Source organism: Streptomyces sp. NPDC096013, assembly GCF_044763565.1.
In the GTDB taxonomy this organism is placed as follows: Bacteria; Actinomycetota; Actinomycetes; order Streptomycetales; family Streptomycetaceae; genus Streptomyces.
Genome location: NZ_JBIWGK010000012.1, coordinates 221,212 through 242,449, shown reverse-complemented (window position 1 = coordinate 242,449; position 21,238 = coordinate 221,212). Strand labels below are relative to the sequence as shown.

Below are 21,238 nucleotides of genomic sequence, written 5' to 3'. Positions count from 1 at the left end.
CGCCAGCGTCATGCATGTTGTTCCCCCTTCAACACCGCACCGCCGTAGGTGTGCCCCCCACCGTGCAGGAACCCCGTCAGCAGCAGGGCCCACCGCAGGGCACCACATATTCCGCCCCCGGAACAGCCCGCTCGTACGCTGTTGAACTCAGGTAGCACCACCAGCGGGACCAGCTACAGACTGGCGCTGAACGCCCCGCCCGCGCTACCACTGATCAGCGTCTACAGACGGGCACTTGCAAGCGCTGCGGCTTCGAGGAGCTGCTCTCCTCGAAGCCGACATGACGCTCGCGATGGCGGTCAGGCCCCGGCCCACTCCTGCTTCGTCGCGTCGTCATGCCGGTACCCCTTGTCGGGTCGTCCCGCGCGTACTCAGCGTCCGTAGGCGGAGGAGGAAGCCGAGCCGGTGGCCGGTCCGTGGTCGGTCAGGACCAGTTCCTTCGCCCTGTTGAACTCCTCGTCCGTGATGTCGCCGCGAGCGCGGATCTCGGACAGGGTGGCGAGCTCTTCCGCGCTGCTGCGTTGCCCCTGGTCGCCCGCGGCCTGCCTGACGCGGGCGTCGAAGGCTTCCTGCTGTGCTCGGGCCTGCGCTATCTCTCGACGGCCCATGTTCTTGCCGCGGGCGATCACGTAGACGAAGACGCCCAGGAACGGCAGGAGGATGGTGAACACCAGCCACCCGGCTTTCGCCCACCCATTCATCGAATCGTCACGGAAGATGTCGACGACGATCCGGAAGAGCAGGACGAACCACATGATCCACAGGAAGAACAGGAGCATGCTCCAGAAGACGCTCAGCATGGGGTAGTCGTACGCAAGGTATGTCTGCGTGCTCATGTCTTTCCTCCATTCCGGGCACTTGCCCGGCCGCCGTTGTGCTCGCTTCAGGGTGCGCACGGGCCGGGGTCGTGTACCTCACCCTTCGCGGGTGATCGTGCTGGCCGCCGCCCGGTCCGCCCGGCCGTGCCGGTTCGCCGGTTGTCAGGTCGTCGTGTCGGGGCGGTACGAGCCCGGGCCGCGCGTCCTTCGGAGCGCGGCCCGCCATGCGAGGGCGACCGCCGCTTCGGCCAGACCGAGCAGGACGAGCCACAGGCCGAGCAGCCGGGTCAGGGCGTGGGCCGATTCAGCCGGCAGGGCGAGCACCACGATCCCCGCGACGATGCCGAGCACCGCGACGCCCAGGAGGACGCCGCGGTGCGGCAGGTCCTTGTCGGCGAGGGCCGTGTAGAGGGTGAGGATGCCGGACACCAGCCAGACGACGCCGACGATCAAGGACAGCGCGACGATGGTCTGGAGCGGCTTCCGCAGGCACAGCACCCCGGCCAGGACGTACAGCACGGCCAGCAGGAGCCCCGGGAGCCGTTCGCCGCGCTCCTCCCGGCCGAAACAGGCCACGAACCGGAACGCCCCGGTCACCAGCAGGTACAGGCCGATGAGGACGGACAGGACGTGCAGGGTCTCGTCCGGCCAGACCAGCACCAAGACGCCCGGCACCACCGTCGCGACCGCTGAGCCCAGGATCCAGGTCCACGAACGGCCCAGTTGCGCCAGTACGTCCGCGGCATCACTCACCGGGCGGGGGTCCGCCCCGTCGGCAGGGGGTTCCGGTTCGGCCGACGACGCCGGATCACGCGACATGGTCATGGCTCCTCCTCGCACGATCGGACGGGTCGCTCCAGGACCCCCGACGGGGCGGTGCGTGGGAACCCCGGGTGCCTCAGCATCCCGCGTGCCACCTGGCCGCCGGGTCACCCACGGCGGGTGATCGGGCGGCACCTTCGTGGCGATGGGATGGGGGTCGGATGAGAGGGAAGTGGATGTGTTCGCCGAGCCTGCGACGAACACACACGTGCGGCAGTCGGAACCAGGAGCCACGAGCTGAGCTGCCCCCCGAGGCCGATCGGACGGACCGATCGGGGGAATTGTCAGTCGGCCCGGCCTTCCGGAAGCTGCCGCATCTCCAGGACACGCAGTCCCAGCGACTGGAAGCGGGCCAGCAGGCCGTAGAGGTGCCCTTCGTCCACGACGGGGCCGTACAGGACCGTCTGGCCGGACATCACCACGTGGCCCAACTCCGGGAAGGCTTTGGTCAGCGTTTCCGACATGTGTCCCTCGACGCGAATCTCGTAGCGCATGGGCTGTTCTCCCGCGGGCGGCGTGGGGGCAGACGGACGGCGCCCTTCCCTGAGATCGTGCACCTCTCTGCCTGGCCGGACCTCACCCGGTACAGGTGATCCGCCGCCTGGTGCACGTGTGATTCCGTGTGGTGTCCGACGGTGCGGGCCAGGTTCTCGGACCACGCCCGACGGGCGTGCGGGCTCCCGGGCTCCTGAGCCCCCGGTCGCGGTACCGGGTCGAGCCGCGGTCCAGACGCTCGTGCCCCGCAACACGAGGAGATGCCATGGACGACTACCCCCCGATCGCCGATCACGGGCTCGTCGGCGACCTGCAGACCGCGGCGCTGATCGCCGCCGACGGGACCGTCGACTGGTGGTGCACACCGAGGTTCGACTCTCCCAGCCTGTTCGCCTCCCTGCTCGACAGCGACCGCGGCGGCCACTGCCGACTGACCGCCGACGTCGAGGAGGAGGTCACCGTACGCCAGCTCTACCTCGCGGACACGGCCATCCTGGTGACCCGCTACATGGCCCCGGACGGCGTCGGCGAGGTCATCGACTTCATGGAGCCGGACCCCTCGACGACCCCGTCCGCCTCGCACCGTCTGGTCCGGGTGGCCCGTGTGGTGCGAGGCAGCCTGCCGTTCGAACTGATCTGCCGGCCGCGCTTCGACTACGGCCGGGCCGAGCACTCCCTGGACCGCGTCGACGACGGTTCCTTCGTCTTCCACGGCCCCGGCACAGACCTGCACCTACAGGCCACCGCCCCGGTCGAACTCCACCCGGACGGCAGCGACGTCACCGCCCGGTTCACCCTGCACGCCGGCCAACAGGTCGCGATCGTCCTCACCAGCGAGAGCGGCGACGCCGCCGCCCGCAGCGGGCGCCCCGGCGGCCCGGCTCCCGACATCGAGGCGATCACCGCGGCCTTCCACGCCTGTCGCGCGTTCTGGCTGACCTGGCTGCGCTCCTGCCGCTACCGCGGCCGGTGGCACGAGATGGTCGTCCGCTCCGCGATCACTCTCAAACTCCTCACCTACGCCCCCACCGGTGCCCCGATCGCCGCCGCCACCATGGGCCTGCCCGAGCAGATCGGCGGCGAACGCAACTGGGACTACCGCTACACCTGGATCCGGGACGCATCGCTCTCGGTCCGCGCACTGATCGACCTCGGTTTCACCGACGAGGCCAACGCCTTCCGCCGCTGGCTCCGCGAACGCCTCGATGCCGGCGCGTCCGCCTCCGGCGAGCCGCTCCAGATCATGTACCGCGTCGACGGCGAACCCCACCTGAGCGAGGAGATCCTCGGCCACCTCGAGGGATACCGCCGTTCCGCACCGGTCAGAGCCGGAAACGAGGCCGCCGACCAGATCCAGCTCGACATCTACGGCGAGGCCGCCTACGCCATCGCCCAGGCCGAGGACATCGGCGGCATCCGCGGCTGGAAGGTCTTCGCCGACCTACTGGACTGGTTCGCCGAACACTGGGACCGCGCCGACGAGGGCATCTGGGAGACCCGCGGCGGCCGGCAGGACTTCACCTACAGCCGCCTCATGACCTGGGTGGCGTTCGACCGCGGCGTCAGGCTCGCCACCACCCACTCCCGCCCCGCCGACCTCGCGCGCTGGGGCGCCACCCGCGACACCGTCTTCCAGCAGATAACGGACCGCGGCTGGAGCGAGAAGCGCCGCGCCTTCGTCCAGCACTACGACACGGACGTCCTCGACGCCTCCCTGCTGCTCATGCCCCGCGTCGGGTTCCTCGCCCCCAACGACCCCGACTGGCTGACCACCCTCGACGCCATGGACGAGGAACTCGTCAGCGACAGCCTCGTCTACCGCTACGACCCGGCGGCCTCACCCGACGGACTGAAGGGCTCCGAGGGCACCTTCAACCTGTGCACCTTCCTGTACGTCCAGGCTCTCGCCAAGTCCGGCCGCCTCGACCAGGCCCGCTATGCCTTCGACAAGATGCTCACCTACGCCAACCACGTCGGCCTCTTCGCCGAGGAGATCGGGCCGTCCGGCGAGCAACTCGGCAATTTCCCCCAGGCGTTCACCCACCTGGCACTCATCGACGCCGCGATCGCGCTCGACGAGGAACTCGACAAGGCGGAAGCCGCGGCGGCTTGACCGTCAGCGGTACGACAGGACGCGAGGCGCGGAGGGAGCATGACCGAGCAGAAACCCCGGCATCACGATTTACCTGCTGATCATGGCGGCGCTTATGATCCCCGCCGGCGGGTTCACAGCAGCCTGAGGTCGCGCGCGCGACGCACCGCTTCGTTGCGCCGGTTCACCGCGAGCTTCCGGTAGACGCTCTTGAGGTGGGTCTTCACCGTATTCACCGACACGTAGAGGTCGGCGGCTATCTCCTCGGTCGACATCATCCCGGCCAGCCGCTCCAGGACGTCGTGCTCGCGTCGGCTCAACTCCTCCGCGACGAGCGAGAGAGGCCGCTCGTCGACCGCGGTCGGCTCACCCGGTCGTGACGGACCAGGCGTGAGCCAGCCCTCGGCCAGCTCGCGGAGTGGCTCGGTGGACAGGAGGGAGCTGATCCACGGTCGGGCATCGAGGAACGGTCTCCGAAGCCGCTCGCGCCGGGCACTGAGGAGTGCCTGCTCGACGAGCCGGCGGGCGGTGGCCGCGTCCCCCGCCCCGTCCGCGACCTGGGCTCGGACCAGGCCGGCCCGAACCGACACCGCTGGACCGGTCTGGGCCCGGGGCGCGATGCTGTCGAGCAGGTCGACCGCCGCTCCCGGACGGCCCGCGGCGAGCAGAGCACGCGCGGCTTCCACCGCACATGCCGGTTGGTCACCGGACACGCCCTGGAGCACCTCGGCGGCTCTGTCCGGCCGCCCTTCGGCCAAATGCGCGGCGGAAGCGACCAGCGCCTCATGGCTCATTGCCCAGGGTGAGGGCACAACGGCGCGAACGCCCGGGTCCGCCGCCTCGACAGCCGTACGTGCGTTGCCCCGGGCCAGCAGCAGACGAGCCCTGGCCATGGCATGTCCCGCGGCCATCACCGGATCGTGTGCCGTGGAGGAGAGCAGAACGATCTCGTGGAGGAGAGCCTGGGCCCGGTCCAGCTCATCGCGGTCGACTGCCACGGCGGCGAGCACCAGCAGTCCGATGCCCGTGCCCGCGGCCGAGCCGTCTGCGCACGGCTGGGACGAACCGGGTCGCCCCGCCTCCGAGACCCCCGCCAGGGCCTTGCGCTCCGCCCGGCCGATCCAGCCGTTCAGGTAGTCGATCAGTGCCAAGTGCCCCATCGACTCCTCGCGGGGGAGCACGGTGGACGGTCCGCCAGGAGTGTCGGCCACCGTGGTCAGGGCGGCCCGCGCATCCTCGAAGCGCCCGGCCCACAGGAGTGTGGAGCCCAGATGGGTCAGCAGGAGCGCGGTGACTTCGGGATGCTTGTCCAGGAGCTGTCCGGGGACCTCCCGCTGGAGTTCATCGGCCGACTCCGCGGCCTTCTCGGCCCGCTCGGGAGAACCGGTCAGCCGGGCGGCCAGTGCCTCCAGCAGCGCACAGCTCAGTTTCGCGGCCGCCCCGACGGGTGCTGCGGCCACCTGCTCCTCGGCGTGGTGCAGGTGCGACAGGCCGCGCTCGACATCGCACCGGGACAGTTCGCGGGCCGCCCGGACGAGGTCCGTCGCGGGGCCGGCGGCCTTGAGGTCCATCCCGGCGAACAACTGGTCCAGTTCACCCGAGCGCAGACCGGTGAAGAGCTGTCCGATCGCCAGGTCGTCGATGAGGGCGTCGGCGGTGAAACCCCAGTCGCCCGAGGCCGCGCCGTGAGCCAGTGTCTCCGGGAGGGATCCGCAGCTGAGCAGCCACTGCGCGGCCCGCCGGTGGAGTGCGGGCTCCAGCCCGGGCAGGCGCACCCGCAGATGGGCCCGGAGTATCTCCCCGAACAGCGGGTGGAGCCGGTACCAGGAGTGCCCGAGGTGCTCGACGAACGCGTTCGCGCGGTGCAGTCCGACGAGAATGGGTTCGGCGTCGGCCCGTCCGGTCAGCGCGTTCGCCAGATCGGGGCAGAAACGCTGTAGGACGCTGACGCGCAACAGGAGGTCCTGCGCCTCCTCCTTCTGCCGCTTGAGCACCTCGGCCAGCAGGAAGTCCGCGACCGTACTGCTGCCCGCCTCGAACTCCTTGAGATACACCTCCGGGTCGGCGCTCTCCCTCGCGGCCAGGGCGCACAGACGCAGGCCGGCAGCCCAGCCCCGGGTGCGGTCCACCAAGGCGCGCGCGGCGTGGACCGGCAGGCCCAGACCGTGCAGCTCCAACAGGGCGACGGCCTCCTCGGGGGTGAAGGCCAGCTCCGCCGCGCGGATCTCCGTCAGCTTGCCGGCCGTCCGGTAGCGATGCAGCGGCAGCAGGGGGTCCGTCCGGCTGACGAGGACCAGGCGCAGGCCGGTGCCGGCGTGGTGCAGGACGAATTCCAGCTGCTCAGCCACCTCGGGGGCGGTCACCCGGTCGTATTCGTCGAGTACGACGACCACGGGCTGGTCACGTTCGTTCAGTTCGGCGGCGAGAGTCGCCAGCAGCCTGTGGTCCACCCTGGTCGCCTCGCTCGGAAGCCCGATGGCACCGGAGGCCGACACACCGCACGCGCGCAGAGCCTGGAGGAGGTAAGCCCAGAACACACCGGGACGGCCGTCGCCCTCCTCGGCGGTGAGCCAGGCGACCGGCTGCCGCAGTCCGGCGGCCCAGTCGGCGGCCAGCAGGGTCTTTCCCGCGCCGGCCGATCCGTTGACCAGGGTCAGAGGCGTCTGAAGAGCCTGGTCCAGGTGCCGGACGAGCCTCTGCCGCCGCAGATATGTCGCCGACCTCGACGGCAGCGCGATCCGTGTGCGGAGAAACGGGTCCCCCAGAGGATCGACGCACAGAGCAGTGTGACCGGCCGTTCCTTGAGCACGCTCGTCGGCATCCGCCACGGCGCTCACCACCACTGTCCGTCAAAGTCGGGTCATGGGCAGCGCTCTTTCGTCCAGCATCCAGCATCCCAGTGTTCCTGCTCCCGCGCGCGGGGGCGCGACCGCTCCGCTGTCCCGCTTGGGTCGTGGCTCTCAGGTCACCCACCACGGGTGATCCGCAGACGCCGCCGTGGCGGTGAGGTGGGGATTCCCGGGCACCCTGTTCCCTCGGCCATCCGGCCGTACGGAACCCCGCGCGGAACCAGCGAGAACCAAGGCACACGAGATGAACGACCCGAGCACCGCAAGGGCGGACCGCACCCGGTCCGGTCCAGGCTGACACCGGCGCCGCCGACCGCTCCGCCCCCGCCCTTGGGCGGCGGCCGGGGAGCGGGCAGATAGCGGCGACGAGGTGCGCGGCAACGAGCACCGTGTGGGTTACGGCGAGGGTCCGAAGGCCGTCGAGACCCGGCGGCGACGCCGGCGCTCTTCCTGCCTTTCTTCGCCGGTGCCTACCACCTGTTGGGCCGCTGCCCCCGGACAGCGAGCCGCTGACCAGTACGGACGCCCCGCACTTGACGCTGATCACCTTCAGTAGCGCCGACTTCGGAGACAGCAGGGCACGGTCGCGGACCGGGCACCCGCCGACGACGGCGCGGAGGGCGGGAGGGCTGCTGCCCGTGGGCGTTGCCGCACGGGTGCCGGCGAGCCCCGTCCTGGCGCGGCCGCTCCGTCAGCGCGGCGGGCCGTCGGCGGAGTCGTGTGCGGCATCCGACGTCGGAACCCCTGACCGGGAGGCCGGACCATGACCGTACCGAGCAACTTCACCGCGTCCCTGCCACTGACCGACCGAGCGGCCCACGGCAGGAGGGCACGCAAGCGCGCGTCGCGTTCGCGTCACGGCTGGTTCGAGGCGGATCAGCGGCGGCCCGATCCGGTGGGGCAGCAGACCTGGCACCTCTCCCGAACACTGGGTTTCGGGTGCAGCTCTGCGGGGACGTCCATCTGCTCAACTTCCGACTGCTGGCCTCGCCGGAGCGTCGTCTCGTCTTCGACATCAACGACTTCGACGAGACCCTGCCCGGGCCCTTCGAATGGGACGAGCGACTGGTGTCGAGCTTCGTGACGGCGGGCCGGGCGAACGGCTTCTCGCGCAAGGAGCAGTACAAGGCCGAGCGCGCCTGCGTGGAGGCGTACCGGGAGCGGATGCACACCTTCGCCGGTACGCGCACCCTGGACATCTGGTACGCGCAGGACGACGCCGACCGAGTGCGGCAGCTGCTGGCCTCCTCGATGAACGAGGGGGTCCTGCGCCGTACATCCCGGGCAGCGGAGCGGGCCCGCACGCGTACCCATCTCCGGGCTTTCGCGAAGCTCACCCGGGTCACGGCCGAGGGCCGGCGCATCGCACCGGACCCGCCGCTGATCACTCCGCTCGGGCAGCTGGCGCCGACGGACCCGTCCGAGGCCGGGCGGGAGAAGGAGCTCCAGAGCCTCGTGGCCGGTTACGCACGGACCCTGCCGTCCGAACGCCGCCAACTGCTGCGTCACTACCGTCTGGCGGACATGGCCCGCAAGGTGGTGGGCGTCGGAAGCGTCGGCACCCGCTGCTGGATCCTGCTTCTGCTCGGGAGGGACGACGACGATCCCCTTCTGTTGCAGGCCAAGGAGGCCCGGGAGTCGGTGCTGGCCGTTCAGACGGACGGCGAACGCTACGACAACCAGGGCCGTCGGGTGGTGGACGGTCAGCGCCTGATGCAGACCTCCGGCGACATCTTCCTGGGCTGGACGCGCGTCACGGACTTCGACGGGCAGGACCGCGACTTCTACGTGCGGCAGCTGTGGGACTGTAAGGGCATCGCAAGGCCGGAGAGCATGAGTCCGGCTCTGCTGGCCCTCTTCGGCCGGTTGTGCGGGGCGTCCCTGGCGCGGGCCCACGCCCGCTCGGGCGATCCCGTCGCCATCGCCGCCTACCTGGGCGGCAGCGATCGCTTCGACCGCGCGCTCACCGAATTCGCCCAGTCCTACGCCGATCAGAACGAGCGGGACTACGAGGCACTGGGGGCCGCCTGCCGTACCGGCCGGATCACAGCGGAGCGGCTCTGAGCCGCTTACGGCCCGCCCGCGTGCCCTTTACGGCCTGCCGGTGTGCCCGCAGCGCCACGGGTCAGTGCTTCAGAACGATCTTGAAGGAAATGATCAGCAGGCCGAGCGCCAGGTTGACCGATGCCGTAGCGGCCACGAGCCGCCACGAAGCACCGGCGCTCCGTGCCGCGGCCACGGACCAGCCCACCTGGCCGGCCACGGCGACGCAGAGAGCCAGCCAGACGGCACCGCGCACATCCAGGCTCAGGAGCGGGCTGATGGCCACCGCGGCGGCCGGCGGACGGCGGCGTTGACGATCGGCCACTCGTCACGGCAGACGTCCAGCACGATCCGGCGGTCCAGCGCTCGCTGCGCCAGGCGCGCCCCGAACAGCTGGGCATGCACATGCGCGATCCAGAACACCACGCCGGTGAGCAACAGCAGCAGCACCAGCTCGGTGCGGGGGAAAGAGCCCAGGGAGCCGGCGCCGATCACCACGGAGGCCGCGAGCATGGATCCGTAGACCCCGCCCGTGTAGTTCGGCCGGGAGTGGTGCCCGGTCCGGTGCGTACTGCGGGCCGTGGTCGGGCCGGTCCTGGTTCTGGCCACCTGCGGCTCCCTCCGGTGGAGCCGCTCGGAGCGTGGCCGGCGAACGGTCCGCCTCTCTTCGCAGCGCATCCGAAGTACGCGCCATGTGGCTCACGTCATGGGGCCACCGTCCGACGCCGAGCACCCCGAGAACGCACTGTGGCGCGGGTCAGGGAGCGAGGAGCTTGCGCTTCTGGTCCTCGAACTCCGCTTCGGTGAGAATGCCCTGGGCCTTGAGGTCGCCCAGCTGTTTCAGCTGTTCGATCCTGCTGGTCATATCGGTGGCTGGCGGAGCGTTCCGATCGACGGGAGGCGCGGACTGCGGTGCGGGCGCCTGATACTCCTGCTGGGCCGCCCACCGCCCCTGCTGTCGGCGGGACACACGGTTCGACACGGCGGTCGCCGTTCCGGCGACGACGGCCGTGCGGGCGACCCCTCGGAGAAGTCCCGGCATGGCGATCTCCCTTCTCGCTTCTCGTTGTTCGTCGGGGAGCGATGTTCGTTGGTGGTCAGGGAGCGATCTCGGTCGCGTCGAGCGCGGCCAGAACGGCAGGCGCGGGAATGCGTCCGGAGGCAACCAGCTCGGCACCGCCGCGATGCAGGGCGGCAGCGAACGGGGCGGCCCATAGGTTCTCGTAGATCAGAACGCCGGCGGAGTTGCCGGGTTCCAGAGCGGCGGCTGCTTCTTCGAGGTCGTCCTGGCCCAGCAGGCCGGAGGACACCCCTTCGAAGACGGCCAGGTCGAGCTGCCCGTCGTCGGTAAGATCCCCGATCTCCAGGCCGGTCACGGAGCCGTCGGCGTCCTTCCGGATGAAGGTCAGATCGAGGATCCGGATGAGGCCGCGGTCCACCAGATCGACCAGGAGGGGGAGGCCCTCGCCGGTCATTCGGTTGCCGGGGAACTCGACGACCAGATAGTCGATAGGTCCCATCTCGCCAGATGCGTCGACTTCATCGAATGCGTCGCTCACGGCGTCACCTCTGAACTCGTTGCCCCCCTGCCACTGCATCACCGGACAGCGCCGGTCGCATGTCGTGCCAAGTTCACTCGTCGGGCCCACCCCGGTCGCGCCGGTGGCATCGCATCGCTCTGCTGGTGCCCATGGCCCACACAGGTGACGAGCCGCTCTCGAGCCAGGAGCGCAGCGAACTGGATGAACTGCGGCACCGCGTGGGTGCCCTCGAGAGTGGCGCACGCCCGCAGGCGGCCCGGCATCACCCGTTCCGGTCCACGGGCTCCGTGCTGCTGATTCTCCTCGCGGCCCTGCTGTCGCTGCTGTCCGTCGTCGCCGTCTGGGCGAACAGCGTCGTGCGGGACACGGACCGCTACGTCGCCACGGTGGGGCCGCTGGCATCCCATCCCGATGTGCAGAGGGCGGTTGCCCGGCGGGTCACCGACCAGGTACTGGCACAGATCGACGTGGACACGCTGGTCAAGCAGCTTCAGGACACCGTGGCGGAGAAGGGCGTCCCGCCGAAGGCAGCCCAGCTGGTCGGCAATCTGCGGGCGCCGATCACGAGCGGTCTGAAGCAGCTGGTCAGCGGGACCGTGGAGCGGGTCGTCACCAGCACTGCCTTCGAGACGGTCTGGGTGGAAGGCAACCGCAGAGCGCACTCGGCCGTCGAGAAGGCCCTGACGGGCAGAGCCGATGGCGCGGCCTCGCTCCAGAACAACCAGGTGGCCATCGACGTGGCACCCATCGTGGCCAGGGTCAAGGATCGGTTGGTCAAAGCCGGCCTCGGCGTGGCCGCGAAGATCCCGGATGTCCACACGAACTTCGTGGTGTTCGAGTCGAAGGACATCGGCAAGATCAAGACATACATGAGGGTGCTCCAGATCATGGGCAACTGGCTGCCCCTCATCGCCCTGCTGGTCGCCGCCGCGGGGGTCTACACCGGGTTCAACCGCCGGCACGCGCTGATCGGAGCCGCGCTGGCGGTGTTCGCGGCCATGCTGTTCCTCGGCATCATGCTCACCGTCTTCCGTGACGTGTACCTCGACCATCTGCCCCCCGGCGCCTCCCCGCCCGCCGCCGGAGCGGTGTACGACGCCCTGATCAAGTTCCTGCGTGCCGGGGTACGGGCGCTCGGCGCCGTAGCTCTCGTCACCGCCGTCGGCGCTTTCCTGAGCGGCCCGTCCCGGATCGCCGTCCTCGTCCGCGCGAGCTGCCGCAGGAGCATCGGCGCCGTACGTGACGTCGCGGTCTCCGGAGGACTTCGACTGGGTGCGGTCGGGCGGTTCGTGCACCGCTTCAAGCGGTGGATCGGGGCCGCGATCGTGGTGGTCGCCGCGATCGTCCTGTTCACCTGGACTTACCCGACCACGATGGTCGTTGTGTGGACCGCGGTCATCGTGCTGGCGGGCTTCGCGATCCGAGAATTCCTGGACACCGGACCCGCACCGGCAGCCACCGACTCCCGGGCCACCACCACGCCCTGACGTATCACCAGCAAGCTCCGTTCGCGGGTTCAGAGGTGGTCCGCGCGCATGCGTGAGATGAGGGTCCGGTATCCGTCGAGGTGCTTCCACCCGATGGCGAGATCGGCGAGGCGTTCGAGAAGGGACGCTCTGCCCGCTGCTACGCCCTGACCGGTGACCAGCGTGCGTTGGCCGGGACGGTGCTGTAGCCGCTGGTGCCCGTGGTCGTGGTCGTGCCCGTGGTCTGCCGCACGACGGGTTCCGCTGTGCAGCACACCATGCGCATGGACCAGGCGGGATAAGGGTGCTTCTCGTGCAGCAGGCCAAAAGATCTATACCGGCTGCATGCAGCACGACGCGGTTGAGCCGAAGCGCGGTAGTCGTCGCATAGGCAGTCTTGTTGTCACCTGCCACGTGTGGCGTCGGGAGGTCGTCTCAGGTCTTGACGGCCTCTGCGATGTGTTGGGCGGCCTGGGCGGGGGTGAGGGGCGTGGTGTCGACGACCTCGGCTTCGGCGTGCAGCCATGTGCGGGCCGCCTTGGCGTAGGGCTCGAGGTATCGGAGACGGAACGGGGAGTTGGGGCCGAGAACGCTGTCGCCCGCGATGCGCGCGCGGAGGGTGTCCTGGTCTGCGTGGAGGACGAAGTGCCGGACCGGAATATCGTGCTCGGCAAGGCCCGCGCTGATCTCACGCCAGTACCGCTCGACCAGGACGGTCATGGGCATCACCAGAGTGCCGCCGGTGTAGTCGAGGACGCGTCGGGCGGTCTCGACTACGAGGAGCCGCCATGGCGGCCAGTGCTGGAAGTTGTCCGTTACGGGCAGCCCCGGCTTGATGTCCATGAGCGTCTCGCCGACCTTCTCGGCGTCGAACACCCGCGAGTCCGGGAGGAGTTGCTGGACGAGCGCGCTGGTCGTCGTCTTGCCTACGCCATGGGTGCCGTTGAGCCATACGATCATGTCGTTGACGCTAGCGTCGTGGGGGCCGCACGGACGGGCAGAGTAGAAATTATGGGTAGAGAGCCGCAGGTTTTCGATTTTTGATTCTGGTGACAGAAGGACTGCTGACTCGGCCTGTATGACAAGTTGGACGCCTCGCCTGTGAAACCAGGCGGCGAACTTCCCGGGCTGGACGGCGGGGTCGTCACGCTCGATTCCCAGTGCCTCGCATCGCCGGGAGGCCACAGTGGGACAACGGTTCACATACGGTGACGCAGCGCGGTTGGGCACATCGGATGATCCCGCGTATTCCTCGGTGCGGTCAGTCGTGGTGTCACCGAGTGTGCTAGTCGAAGGTGCCGCCATCTTCTGGCGGAAGTTCCCGGTCGTCCGCTGCCTGTGCGTCGTTCCGTAGCATCCGCTGGTGATGTCCCGGCTCTGACCGCCCGACCTCTGACCGTTGACCTTCGGCGTCCCTCGGGAAGAAGCCGGCCGAGTCGAACAGCCATATCCCCGCCCGTGTCCGGCGGGGTTCAGCTTAGACGTGGGGTCGCTTCTTACGGCTCTGGAAGGAGTTGGGCAGCCCGGGGAAAGCCCAACTCGTCCAGCAGTTCCCTGAAGAGGTCTTCCACAAAGGTCTCCTGCGAGCGCAGCAGCTCTTCGATCCGGGGCTGCTGCGCTGTGGTCGGTATTCCAGCCGTTGCGGCCCAGAGGAGGGCTTCTTCAGCGGCGGCCGGTACATCCGCGTCGAGTTCCGCGCGCTTGTGCGTCACTGCCTCGGTGAACTCGGGTGTGCCTACCCAAAGGCTCACGTCCTCCAGGTTCTCGGGCTCCTCGGTGAGGAGTGTCGCCGCGTTGTCGAGGTTGAGCCACGCCCGCCAACGCTGACCGTCGGTTCCCAGCCCAGTCAGGCGAGCGATGTCGCTGTCGGCGACGTCCGCGACGCAGGCAGGTGCGGTAGTCCATCCGACCAGGGTGGACAGAGACTCGTTCTCCCAGAGTCCGTGGTCGAACTGAAGGGTCTGCCAACCGCCCGGTCGGGGGCACCACGCCTGCACGGTGTCCTTAAGTTCCTGATGGATGCCGTCGAACACGGGTGCTTCCAGCAGCGGACGCTTGCTGCGAGCAAAGACCAGGTGACCGGAAAAGCCCACGGGACTTCCTCCTTGGAGATGATGCGCGCACCCTATGGGTTGCCACTGACACAGCAGGCTGAGGTCGGCTCAGCTGCTGAGTCGGCGGGAGCCGATGAGGGCAGCGGCTATGTCGACGAACGCGAGGAAGTGCTCGGCCTTCCGCTCGTAGCGGCGGTGCAGACGTCGGCATCTGGCGAGCCAGGACAGTGTTCTCTCGACGATCCAGCGATGAGGGCCGTGCCGGACTCACCGCACCAGATTGGTAACAGCTGTTACCATGTGGGGGTGAAGACTCAACTCGGCGTTCGCGTCGACACCGACGTCAAGGAACTTGCACAGGCCCGAGCCAGGGACCGCGGCATGGACCTCGGCGAGTACATCGCCCGCCTCGTCATCGAGGACACCGACGGCCTCCGCCGGCGTGGCCTGGATGCTGCGGCCCGTTTCCTCGACGAGCACCAGGACCTCTTCGACGAGGCCGAGGGCCAGGACGCTGGCCGTGGCACGCGGGGAGCCCACGCCGCGTAATGGAACTGCACATCGACGTCCCCTGGATCCTCCAGGTCGCCGAACTGGCGGGCGCCGCAGACCCTGCCCCCGATGACTACGGCGTGCCCGTCGCCGCCGTCGCCTGCCACAAGGCTGAACTCCTGGAACAGGCCGTCTACGACGGCCCCTACGCCCGCGCCGCGGCCCTGGTCCACATCCTCGGCCGCTGCCGGTGGCTGGAGCGCTCCAACATGGCCGTCGCCGCGGCGACTGGCGTGATGTACCTCGAAGCATCCGGGATCCAGGTCAAACCCGCCCGCGAGGACGCACTCGGCCTGCGCGACCTGCTCCGCGACCCCGCCTGCACCACCACCAGGATCGCCGCGCTCCTGCGCACCTGGCCCCTCACCAGCTGACCTACGGCAACAGCCGGTCGTAACGAACCGTCCTGGCATCCAGGATCTGATGCTGGAAGACGGCCAAGTGCCGGTGGCTCGCATGGACTACGTCGAACCGCTCGAGCCCGGGGAGCGCACTTCCCGGCGACTGCCCCTACGACGGTGGAAACCGTCCGCCTCGACTTGCAACATCACACCCATTAACCGTGCTCGACCGGTTCGCGATCGACGATGTGTGGCCTCTGCCGGAGATCGTCATCGGCGAGGTCGCGTCCGCCCGTGCCTGCGGCGCCCGTTTCCGGGCCGACTACCGTGAACAGGCCCTCGGCCCCCATACCGCCCACATCAACATCCGTATCGGTCCCTCCAAGGACCCTGGCCGTCTGCCCCCGGAGTACGCCTCCACCCAGTCGGGGCGGCTCCAACTCGGCGGCAGTTCGTGGAATGTTGGTGAGGACCGGGTGTCTTGTGGTGGCCAGTGGCGGGTCGAAAATGGGACCACAGAGCAAGTGGACAAGGGAACATGGCGGTGGTGCGGCAATGTCGGCAGGTTGGTCGCCGTGACGGATCAGGCGGGCTTGGAATCTGAACTCGCTTCGTTCATGGGCGAGTACGAGCAGGCGAACAACAGCCACGCCATCGAGCGCGTCGTGCCCTTCCTGGCCGAGGACGCCGTCTACTGGTTCTCGGACGGCTCATACCGAGGGGTCGAGGAGATCCGTTCCGCGGTCGAGAAGACCTTCGCGACCATCCTCGACGAGGTGTATGAGGTCCGGGACCTGGAGTGGCCCGTGCTCGGCGTCGACATTGCGGTGTGCCGGTATCAGTTCGCCTGGACCGGTGTCGTCGGTGGCGAACGACGTTCCGGGCACGGGCGGGGCACCAACGTGATCGTGCGGCGGGACGGTCGGTGGAAAATGCTGCACGAGCATCTGAGTTCCTGAACTGTCCCAGGACCGGTCACTTCATTTCGTTGTTCGTGTTCGCCCTGGTGCGGGCGAGCCCTCGCCCGATGCATCCGCCGCCTGTGCCGCGACCGGCAGGCGGCCTCACAGAACACCACCGTCGACTTCGCCGACGGCCACCCACAACGGCCCGCTGAACTCCCGGCACGGCTGGGGCCCGCCCCTGTCGACCACAACGGCGACTAGACGCAGCTGGGGCACCTCGTCCCTGACCCTACGAGCAACCTACGACCGAACGAACGCTCATCAGAGCCGTTCAGCAGATGAACGAACGCTCAACCGTACGCAGTTCAGGCCAGGGTGATCCAGTTGCTGAGCGCCGCCATGGGGTTGTTCACGTCGCGAACCTCGGTGCGAATGAACGCCGATTCCGCAGCGCCGATGAGCATTTCCACAGTGCCCGGTCCTGTGCCCGGCAATGATTCGGCGGGCTCAGCCACCATCCCCGGCACCTCGGCGTGATGCGCAGACATGCTCATAGAGAACACGCGCGCACCACTTTTGGACTCATGCCGTGGGGGTTGCCCGGTCCGAGTGTCCGCAGGCCTTCACATCGCCGACGGCCTGGCTCCTGTGGGCGCGTTCGGCGGGCAGCAGCAGCGACGGCGGCCCGTCCTCGGGCGGGGTCCTGGAGGTGCTCGGGTCCGTGGGCAGACGCCGTCGCGCGGTGCTCACGAGAGGAGTCCGCCGTCCGCTCGCCCGCCCCGAGGGGAACGGACTGCGGCTCTCGCAGAAGCAGAGTGGTTCTGCGGGGCGAGGGTCGAACTACGCACGAGGGGTTCGGGACGCAGGACGATCTGCTGGTGGTGATGGGGTTGGCCGTGGGCCCCTGTCTTGGCGATGAGCAGTCGTAACGCGAGTTCGCCCATCGCGTCGGCGGGACGATGGATCGAGGTCAGGGGGACTGCGACGGACGCAGCGTAGGCAATGTCGTCGTATCCCACGAGGGCTGTGTCACGGGGGACACGCCGGCCTCCTTCATACAGGGCCTGCAGCACACCGAGCGCCAAGGTCGTTGACGCAAAAGAACGCGGTCGGTGTCGGGTTGAGTTCCAGGAGGCGGCTGCCGGCAGCTCGGCCTGCATCCAGAGTCAGTTCAGGTACCGGCAGATCCTGGGGACGGGTGTCGCCGGAATCAGCCCCTGCGACCGCTGGGAGGGCTCCACCGCGACGAGCGGCGAGTTGAGGAACGCGATCGGGACCGCTGACGAAGGCGACGGATACGGACGTGTGGAGTACGGCCCCTGACCTAGTGTTCGTCCCGAAGCGCAAGACTGCGGGACCTCTCTTCGACCTCCGCGTTCTCGTTGCACACGAGGATTCCCGGCCAGGTTCGATGAGCCTTTTGCACTGCTGCTCGAACGAGGGCGACGTAGAAGGGGTTGGTGAGATCGGGTACGAGAATGGCGATGAGGAGTGACGAGCCGTCTTTCAGCACAGGGGCATGCTTGCTGCGCACGAAGCTGATCCGGTCGATGGCGGACTGGACGCGCTGTCGGGTGGGCGCCGCCACGATGTGCGGCTGGTCGAGCACGGGGGAGACCGCCACCAAGAACACTCCGGCCTCCCGCGCGACGTCGGTCATCGTGACGCGGCGTTGCGGACGGTCTGCCACGGCGCTCAGGCGCGAGGGGCCGACGTGCTACTGCGGACGACGAGCCGCGGCGACATGCTGGTCTGCACGGCGCGGTCCCGCTTGCCCTCGACTCGTTCGATCAGGAGTCTGGCGGCGTTCGCCCCCATGTCGTGACCGGCTTGGTCGACGCTGGTGAGCTGCACGGTGGCGAGATCGGCGACCGCGGTGTTGTTGTAGCCGACGATGGAGACGTCCTCGGGCACACGCAGCCCCAGTTCGTGGGCGGCGCGCCAGACACCGAGTGCGGCGACGTCCGCACCGGTCATGATTGCCGTCGGGCGATTCTCGCTGCCCAGCAGGCTCATGCCGGCCTTGTAGCCGCCTTCGTCGGAGTAGTTGGTCCGGCAGATCCGTGTTCGGTCCGCCAGGCCGTGGAGTGACATGGCTTCGGCGTAGCCGTTGGTCAGGACGATTTCCGGGGTGAGGGCCCACCTGCTGGTGCGGGTACCGGATGCCGAGACGAGGGCGATGTCGCGGTGACCGAGCTCGACGAGATGATCGACCACGAGAGCGGCGCCTGCCCCGTCCGCGTCGACCACGGAGTCATGCAGGTCCGAAGAGTCGTGATGGCCGATGACCACGGTCGGCGTGGTCTCGGCCAGGGCCATGGCCTCGGCGCGGGCCACGCTCGGAGCGATGAGGATCATGCCGTCCATCTGCCGGTCGGCCATGGCCCTGATTGTTTTGCTCTGGGCCTCGGCACCGAAGCCCGCGGCGCCGATCAGGACGGTGTACTCGCTGTCGCGGAGTTCGCCGCTCACCCCGTCGAGGATGTCGGCGAAGAACGTGTTGCGGATGTTGTCGAGCAGGACACCGATGGTGTAGGTCCGGCCGCGCATGCCACGTGCTGCGGCGTGTGGCCGGTAGTCGAGTTCGGTGATGGAGGCGCGGACCTTCTCCTGCATGGCCGCGCTGACCCCGTAGGCGTTGCGCATCACTTTGGACACCGCTGCCGTGGACACGCCCGCATGCCGGGCGACGTCCGTGATCGTGACGCGTTTCTTGCGCGGTGAGTCCTGTTGCATGCGATGTGCCCCTCAGCCTCTCTCCAGGAGATAACGGTCTACACGATAGATGCGCTGATCCGCTAGGTGTAGGCGGGTTTTCGACGAAGTTACGGCTTGAAGTCTTGACGCGCCTGAAGACGGCGTGCACTGTGGTGCGCGTCCGGAGTAGAGAACGTTATACAAAAGCTCCTCGGGGTTCTCGACTTCGTCTACCGGCCTTCGCCGACAGTCTCCGTTCAACGATGACAGGGAGCCATGCTTGTGAACACCGAATCGTCTGCTGCCAGAAGGGCCCGCTTCGCGTGCGTGACGGCAGGCGCCGCCGCGATGGCCGTCCTTGTCTCCGCCTGCGGAGGTACCGGTGGTGGTTCGGCCTCTGCGCCGAAGAACTTCAGCTACCTGAGTGTCACGGAGAACACCACCGTCAAGACGGCCCTGACGACGCTGTCCAAGGGTGCCTGCAAGTCGGCGAATGACGCGCTGCCGCTGAAGGTGGAGAGCGTTCCGCAGGCGAGCCTGGATCAGAAGTTGCAGCTCCTGGCCGGCCAGAACGCCCTGCCGGTCCAGTTCGCCGCAGGCAACGCCCCCGCGCTGACGCAGAAGCTCGCAAAGTCGGGGAAGATCGCCGACCTCGAGTCGCAGATGAAGAAGCTCGGTGTCTACGACCAGCTCGAGCCAGGAGCCGTCTCCACTATCAAGGCCCTCTACGGCGGCAAGCTCGAAGTGCTGCCGTACGAATACAACATCGAGGGCATCTTCTACAACAAGAAGATCTTCAGCGACAACGGCATCGCGGTGCCCGGGACGTGGGACGAACTCGTCGCCGCAGCGGCGCAACTGGAAGCGAAGGGCATTCAGCCGTTCTCCGCCTCCGGCCAGCAGGGCTGGCCCATCACCCGGCTGCTCAGCAACTACCTCTACCGCGACCTCGGCCCCGACGCACTGAAGGACGTCGCCGACGGCAAGGCCAAGCTGACCGACCCGCAGTACGTCAAGGCCGCGCAGGAGATCGCCGACCTCGGCAAGAAGGGCTACTTCGGCAAGGGCGTCGGATCGATCGACTACGACACAGCGATGAACCAGTTCCTGTCCGGCAAGGCAGGCATGTTCTACATGGGCAGCTGGGCTCTGGCGAACATCGCGGACACCAAGCAGGACAAGATCGGCGCGCAGAACGTCGGCTTCATGCCCTTCCCCGCAGTCTCCGGCGGCAAGGGCTCCATCGATCAGTACCCCTCCAACGTCGGCCTCGGAATCACCCTGAACGCGAAGACCTTCGACAAGAAGACCGGCAACTGGGTGTCCTGCATCGCCAAGGGCTACGGCAGCACCGCGCTCAAGGACCAGGGCTCGATCTCCGGCTTCAAGGTCAACACCCAGGTTCCGGCGGCCAACGAGGTGACCACCCAGGTCCGCGACACGATCAGCTCCTCGAAGCAGAACGTGCTCTGGTTCGAGGCGCTGTTCAGCACCAAGGCCACCACCGTGAGCCAGAGCAATGCCGCCGGGCTGGTCAGCGGCAGCACGAGCCCCGAGAAGTTCATGCGGACCGTCCAGGACGCTCTGTCGGCTCAGTAGACCGGCCGGCTGCTCAGGGAAACCTGGGCAGCCCGCCGGCACCATCACGCTTCGTCTTTTCGAGAACTGGATTTCATCCATGCATCGCGTACTAGGCGACCGCAAGGCCGTCCTGATCCTCCTGGGTCCCGCCCTGCTCGTCTACTCACTGGTCATGCTGCTGCCCATGGTGTGGTCGCTGGGCTACTCCTTCACCAAGGGCAACACCATCGACGGCTTCACCGGAAACGGGCTGGACAACTTCCACCACCTGTTCACCGATCACGCCGTCCGTGACGCCCTGTGGTTCACACTGAAGTACGCGGTCGTCGTGACGGCCGGCCAGGTCGTCGCCGGCTACCTCCTGGCACTGCTCTACGTGTTCTTCCTCAAGAAGGCTTCCGCGCTGGTCCGCACGCTGGTGTTCTTCCCCGTCGTACTGCCCACCGTCGCAGTGGGTCTGCTGTTCCAGAAGTTCTTCCAGGTCGCACCTCAGACCGGGCCGGTCAACTCCCTGCTCAACGCGGTCGGTCTGGACTCCATCGACTGGTTCAGCAGCACCGGGCACGCCTTCTGGGTCCTGATCATCATGGACATCTGGCGCTCCATGGGCTTCTACGCCGTCCTGCTGTTCGCCGGCCTTGTCGACATCCCCGAAGAAGTCCTCGAGTCCGCCCGCCTCGACGGAGCTTCCGGTCTGCGCCTCATCCGTCACATCGTCCTGCCGATGTCCTTCCCGGTGCTGATGTCGTCACTGATCTTCAGCATCAACGGAACGCTGAAGGCATTCGACTCCATCGTCGCCCTCACCAACGGCGGCCCGGGAAGCGGCACCACACCCCTGACCCTGTACATGTTCCAGACGTCGTTCACCTACGGCGACTACGGCTACGGCAGCACCATCGCGCTGCTGCTGACCGTCGTGTGCCTGCTGGTGACGCTGGTCGTCTTCCGCGTCTCGCGGCGCGACCTCACGGAGAGCTGA

21 protein-coding genes and 3 pseudogenes are annotated in these 21,238 nt (G+C 68.2%); 8 read left to right on the top strand and 16 right to left on the bottom strand.

Annotation, left to right across the window (positions count from 1 at the left end):
- Positions 1-371: 371 nt before the first annotated feature.
- The 3 genes from ACIRB1_RS34170 to ACIRB1_RS34160 form a co-directional block, all read right to left on the bottom strand.
- Positions 372-836: an SHOCT domain-containing protein gene (locus tag ACIRB1_RS34170; protein ID WP_403468136.1), complete on the bottom strand. Its 465-nt coding sequence runs from the start codon at positions 834-836 to the stop codon at positions 372-374.
- A 144-nt stretch (positions 837-980) separates the two neighbouring features.
- The gene (locus tag ACIRB1_RS34165) at positions 981-1,643 is read right to left on the bottom strand and encodes an HdeD family acid-resistance protein (protein ID WP_403468135.1); all 663 of its coding nucleotides are present in this window, start codon (positions 1,641-1,643) and stop codon (positions 981-983) included.
- Positions 1,644-1,924: 281 nt separating this feature from the next.
- Positions 1,925-2,134, bottom strand: a complete 210-nt coding sequence (locus ACIRB1_RS34160; protein ID WP_352182943.1) for a hypothetical protein — start codon at positions 2,132-2,134, stop codon at positions 1,925-1,927.
- A gap of 266 nt (positions 2,135-2,400) precedes the next feature.
- Between ACIRB1_RS34160 and ACIRB1_RS34155 the strand changes: the two genes are divergently transcribed.
- Entirely contained in the window at positions 2,401-4,248 is a 1,848-nt protein-coding gene (locus tag ACIRB1_RS34155) for a glycoside hydrolase family 15 protein (protein WP_403468134.1), read from the top strand.
- A 113-nt stretch (positions 4,249-4,361) separates the two neighbouring features.
- On the opposite strand, the gene ACIRB1_RS34150 is transcribed toward ACIRB1_RS34155, so the two are convergent.
- Entirely contained in the window at positions 4,362-7,055 is a 2,694-nt protein-coding gene (locus ACIRB1_RS34150; RefSeq protein WP_403468133.1) for a LuxR C-terminal-related transcriptional regulator, read from the bottom strand.
- 784 nt (positions 7,056-7,839) lie between these two features.
- On the opposite strand from ACIRB1_RS34150, the pseudogene ACIRB1_RS34145 reads away from it, so the two are divergent.
- Positions 7,840-9,140 (top strand): annotated as a pseudogene (locus tag ACIRB1_RS34145) (DUF2252 domain-containing protein).
- A gap of 61 nt (positions 9,141-9,201) precedes the next feature.
- On the opposite strand, the pseudogene ACIRB1_RS34140 reads toward ACIRB1_RS34145, so the two are convergent.
- The 3 genes and pseudogenes from ACIRB1_RS34140 to ACIRB1_RS34130 form a co-directional block, all read right to left on the bottom strand.
- A pseudogene (locus ACIRB1_RS34140) lies at positions 9,202-9,728 on the bottom strand (hypothetical protein).
- A 148-nt stretch (positions 9,729-9,876) separates the two neighbouring features.
- Positions 9,877-10,161, bottom strand: coding sequence for an SHOCT domain-containing protein (locus tag ACIRB1_RS34135; protein ID WP_352182947.1), 285 nt, complete (start codon positions 10,159-10,161; stop codon positions 9,877-9,879).
- Positions 10,162-10,216: 55 nt separating this feature from the next.
- On the bottom strand, positions 10,217-10,639 hold the full coding sequence (locus ACIRB1_RS34130; protein WP_403468195.1) for a DUF6325 family protein: 423 nt from the start codon (positions 10,637-10,639) through the stop codon (positions 10,217-10,219).
- A 170-nt stretch (positions 10,640-10,809) separates the two neighbouring features.
- On the opposite strand from ACIRB1_RS34130, the gene ACIRB1_RS34125 reads away from it, so the two are divergent.
- Positions 10,810-12,147: a hypothetical protein gene (locus ACIRB1_RS34125; protein WP_403468132.1), complete on the top strand. Its 1,338-nt coding sequence runs from the start codon at positions 10,810-10,812 to the stop codon at positions 12,145-12,147.
- 29 nt (positions 12,148-12,176) lie between these two features.
- Here ACIRB1_RS34125 and ACIRB1_RS34120 read toward each other — a convergent pair whose 3' ends face one another.
- The 4 genes and pseudogenes from ACIRB1_RS34120 to ACIRB1_RS34105 all read right to left on the bottom strand — a co-directional run.
- Entirely contained in the window at positions 12,177-12,401 is a 225-nt protein-coding gene (locus ACIRB1_RS34120; protein ID WP_403468131.1) for a hypothetical protein, read from the bottom strand.
- A gap of 160 nt (positions 12,402-12,561) precedes the next feature.
- On the bottom strand, positions 12,562-13,086 hold the full coding sequence (locus ACIRB1_RS34115) for an AAA family ATPase (protein WP_403468130.1): 525 nt from the start codon (positions 13,084-13,086) through the stop codon (positions 12,562-12,564).
- A gap of 536 nt (positions 13,087-13,622) precedes the next feature.
- The gene (locus ACIRB1_RS34110) at positions 13,623-14,219 is read right to left on the bottom strand and encodes a hypothetical protein (RefSeq protein ID WP_403468129.1); all 597 of its coding nucleotides are present in this window, start codon (positions 14,217-14,219) and stop codon (positions 13,623-13,625) included.
- Between the two features lie 69 nt (positions 14,220-14,288).
- A pseudogene (locus ACIRB1_RS34105) lies at positions 14,289-14,444 on the bottom strand (transposase); the annotation flags it as partial.
- Positions 14,445-14,486: 42 nt separating this feature from the next.
- Here ACIRB1_RS34105 and ACIRB1_RS34100 point away from each other — a divergent pair.
- The 3 genes from ACIRB1_RS34100 to ACIRB1_RS34090 all read left to right on the top strand — a co-directional run bounded on the left by ACIRB1_RS34100 (position 14,487) and on the right by ACIRB1_RS34090 (position 16,032).
- A complete protein-coding gene (locus ACIRB1_RS34100) occupies positions 14,487-14,729 on the top strand; it encodes a hypothetical protein (protein ID WP_403468128.1) in 243 nt (80 codons plus the stop codon).
- Complete coding sequence (locus ACIRB1_RS34095; protein ID WP_403468127.1) at positions 14,729-15,106, top strand: fic family toxin-antitoxin system, toxin component; 378 nt, start codon at positions 14,729-14,731, stop codon at positions 15,104-15,106. Before ACIRB1_RS34100 ends, ACIRB1_RS34095 begins: the two co-directional genes overlap by 1 nt.
- Before the next feature lie 188 nt (positions 15,107-15,294).
- Positions 15,295-16,032: a YybH family protein gene (locus tag ACIRB1_RS34090; RefSeq protein ID WP_403468126.1), complete on the top strand. Its 738-nt coding sequence runs from the start codon at positions 15,295-15,297 to the stop codon at positions 16,030-16,032.
- A 311-nt stretch (positions 16,033-16,343) separates the two neighbouring features.
- Here the strand turns inward: ACIRB1_RS34090 and ACIRB1_RS34085 are convergent, their stop codons facing one another.
- The 5 genes from ACIRB1_RS34085 to ACIRB1_RS34065 form a co-directional block, all read right to left on the bottom strand.
- Positions 16,344-16,526 carry a hypothetical protein gene (locus ACIRB1_RS34085; protein ID WP_403468125.1) on the bottom strand — a complete coding sequence of 61 codons (183 nt, stop codon included), beginning with the start codon at positions 16,524-16,526 and terminating at the stop codon, positions 16,344-16,346.
- Positions 16,527-16,560: 34 nt separating this feature from the next.
- Entirely contained in the window at positions 16,561-16,728 is a 168-nt protein-coding gene (locus ACIRB1_RS34080; protein ID WP_403468124.1) for a hypothetical protein, read from the bottom strand.
- The gene (locus ACIRB1_RS34075) at positions 16,725-17,138 is read right to left on the bottom strand and encodes a substrate-binding domain-containing protein (protein ID WP_403468123.1); all 414 of its coding nucleotides are present in this window, start codon (positions 17,136-17,138) and stop codon (positions 16,725-16,727) included. The genes ACIRB1_RS34080 and ACIRB1_RS34075 overlap by 4 nt, the downstream gene beginning before the upstream one ends.
- A gap of 164 nt (positions 17,139-17,302) precedes the next feature.
- Complete coding sequence (locus ACIRB1_RS34070; protein ID WP_403468122.1) at positions 17,303-17,638, bottom strand: LacI family DNA-binding transcriptional regulator; 336 nt, start codon at positions 17,636-17,638, stop codon at positions 17,303-17,305.
- A gap of 35 nt (positions 17,639-17,673) precedes the next feature.
- Positions 17,674-18,714 (bottom strand): LacI family DNA-binding transcriptional regulator, encoded by a 1,041-nt coding sequence (locus ACIRB1_RS34065; RefSeq protein ID WP_403468121.1) that lies wholly within the window; start codon positions 18,712-18,714, stop codon positions 17,674-17,676.
- Between the two features lie 243 nt (positions 18,715-18,957).
- On the opposite strand from ACIRB1_RS34065, the gene ACIRB1_RS34060 reads away from it, so the two are divergent.
- The gene (locus tag ACIRB1_RS34060) at positions 18,958-20,274 is read left to right on the top strand and encodes an ABC transporter substrate-binding protein (RefSeq protein WP_403468120.1); all 1,317 of its coding nucleotides are present in this window, start codon (positions 18,958-18,960) and stop codon (positions 20,272-20,274) included.
- Positions 20,275-20,353: 79 nt separating this feature from the next.
- On the top strand, positions 20,354-21,238 hold the full coding sequence (locus tag ACIRB1_RS34055) for a carbohydrate ABC transporter permease (protein ID WP_403468119.1): 885 nt from the start codon (positions 20,354-20,356) through the stop codon (positions 21,236-21,238).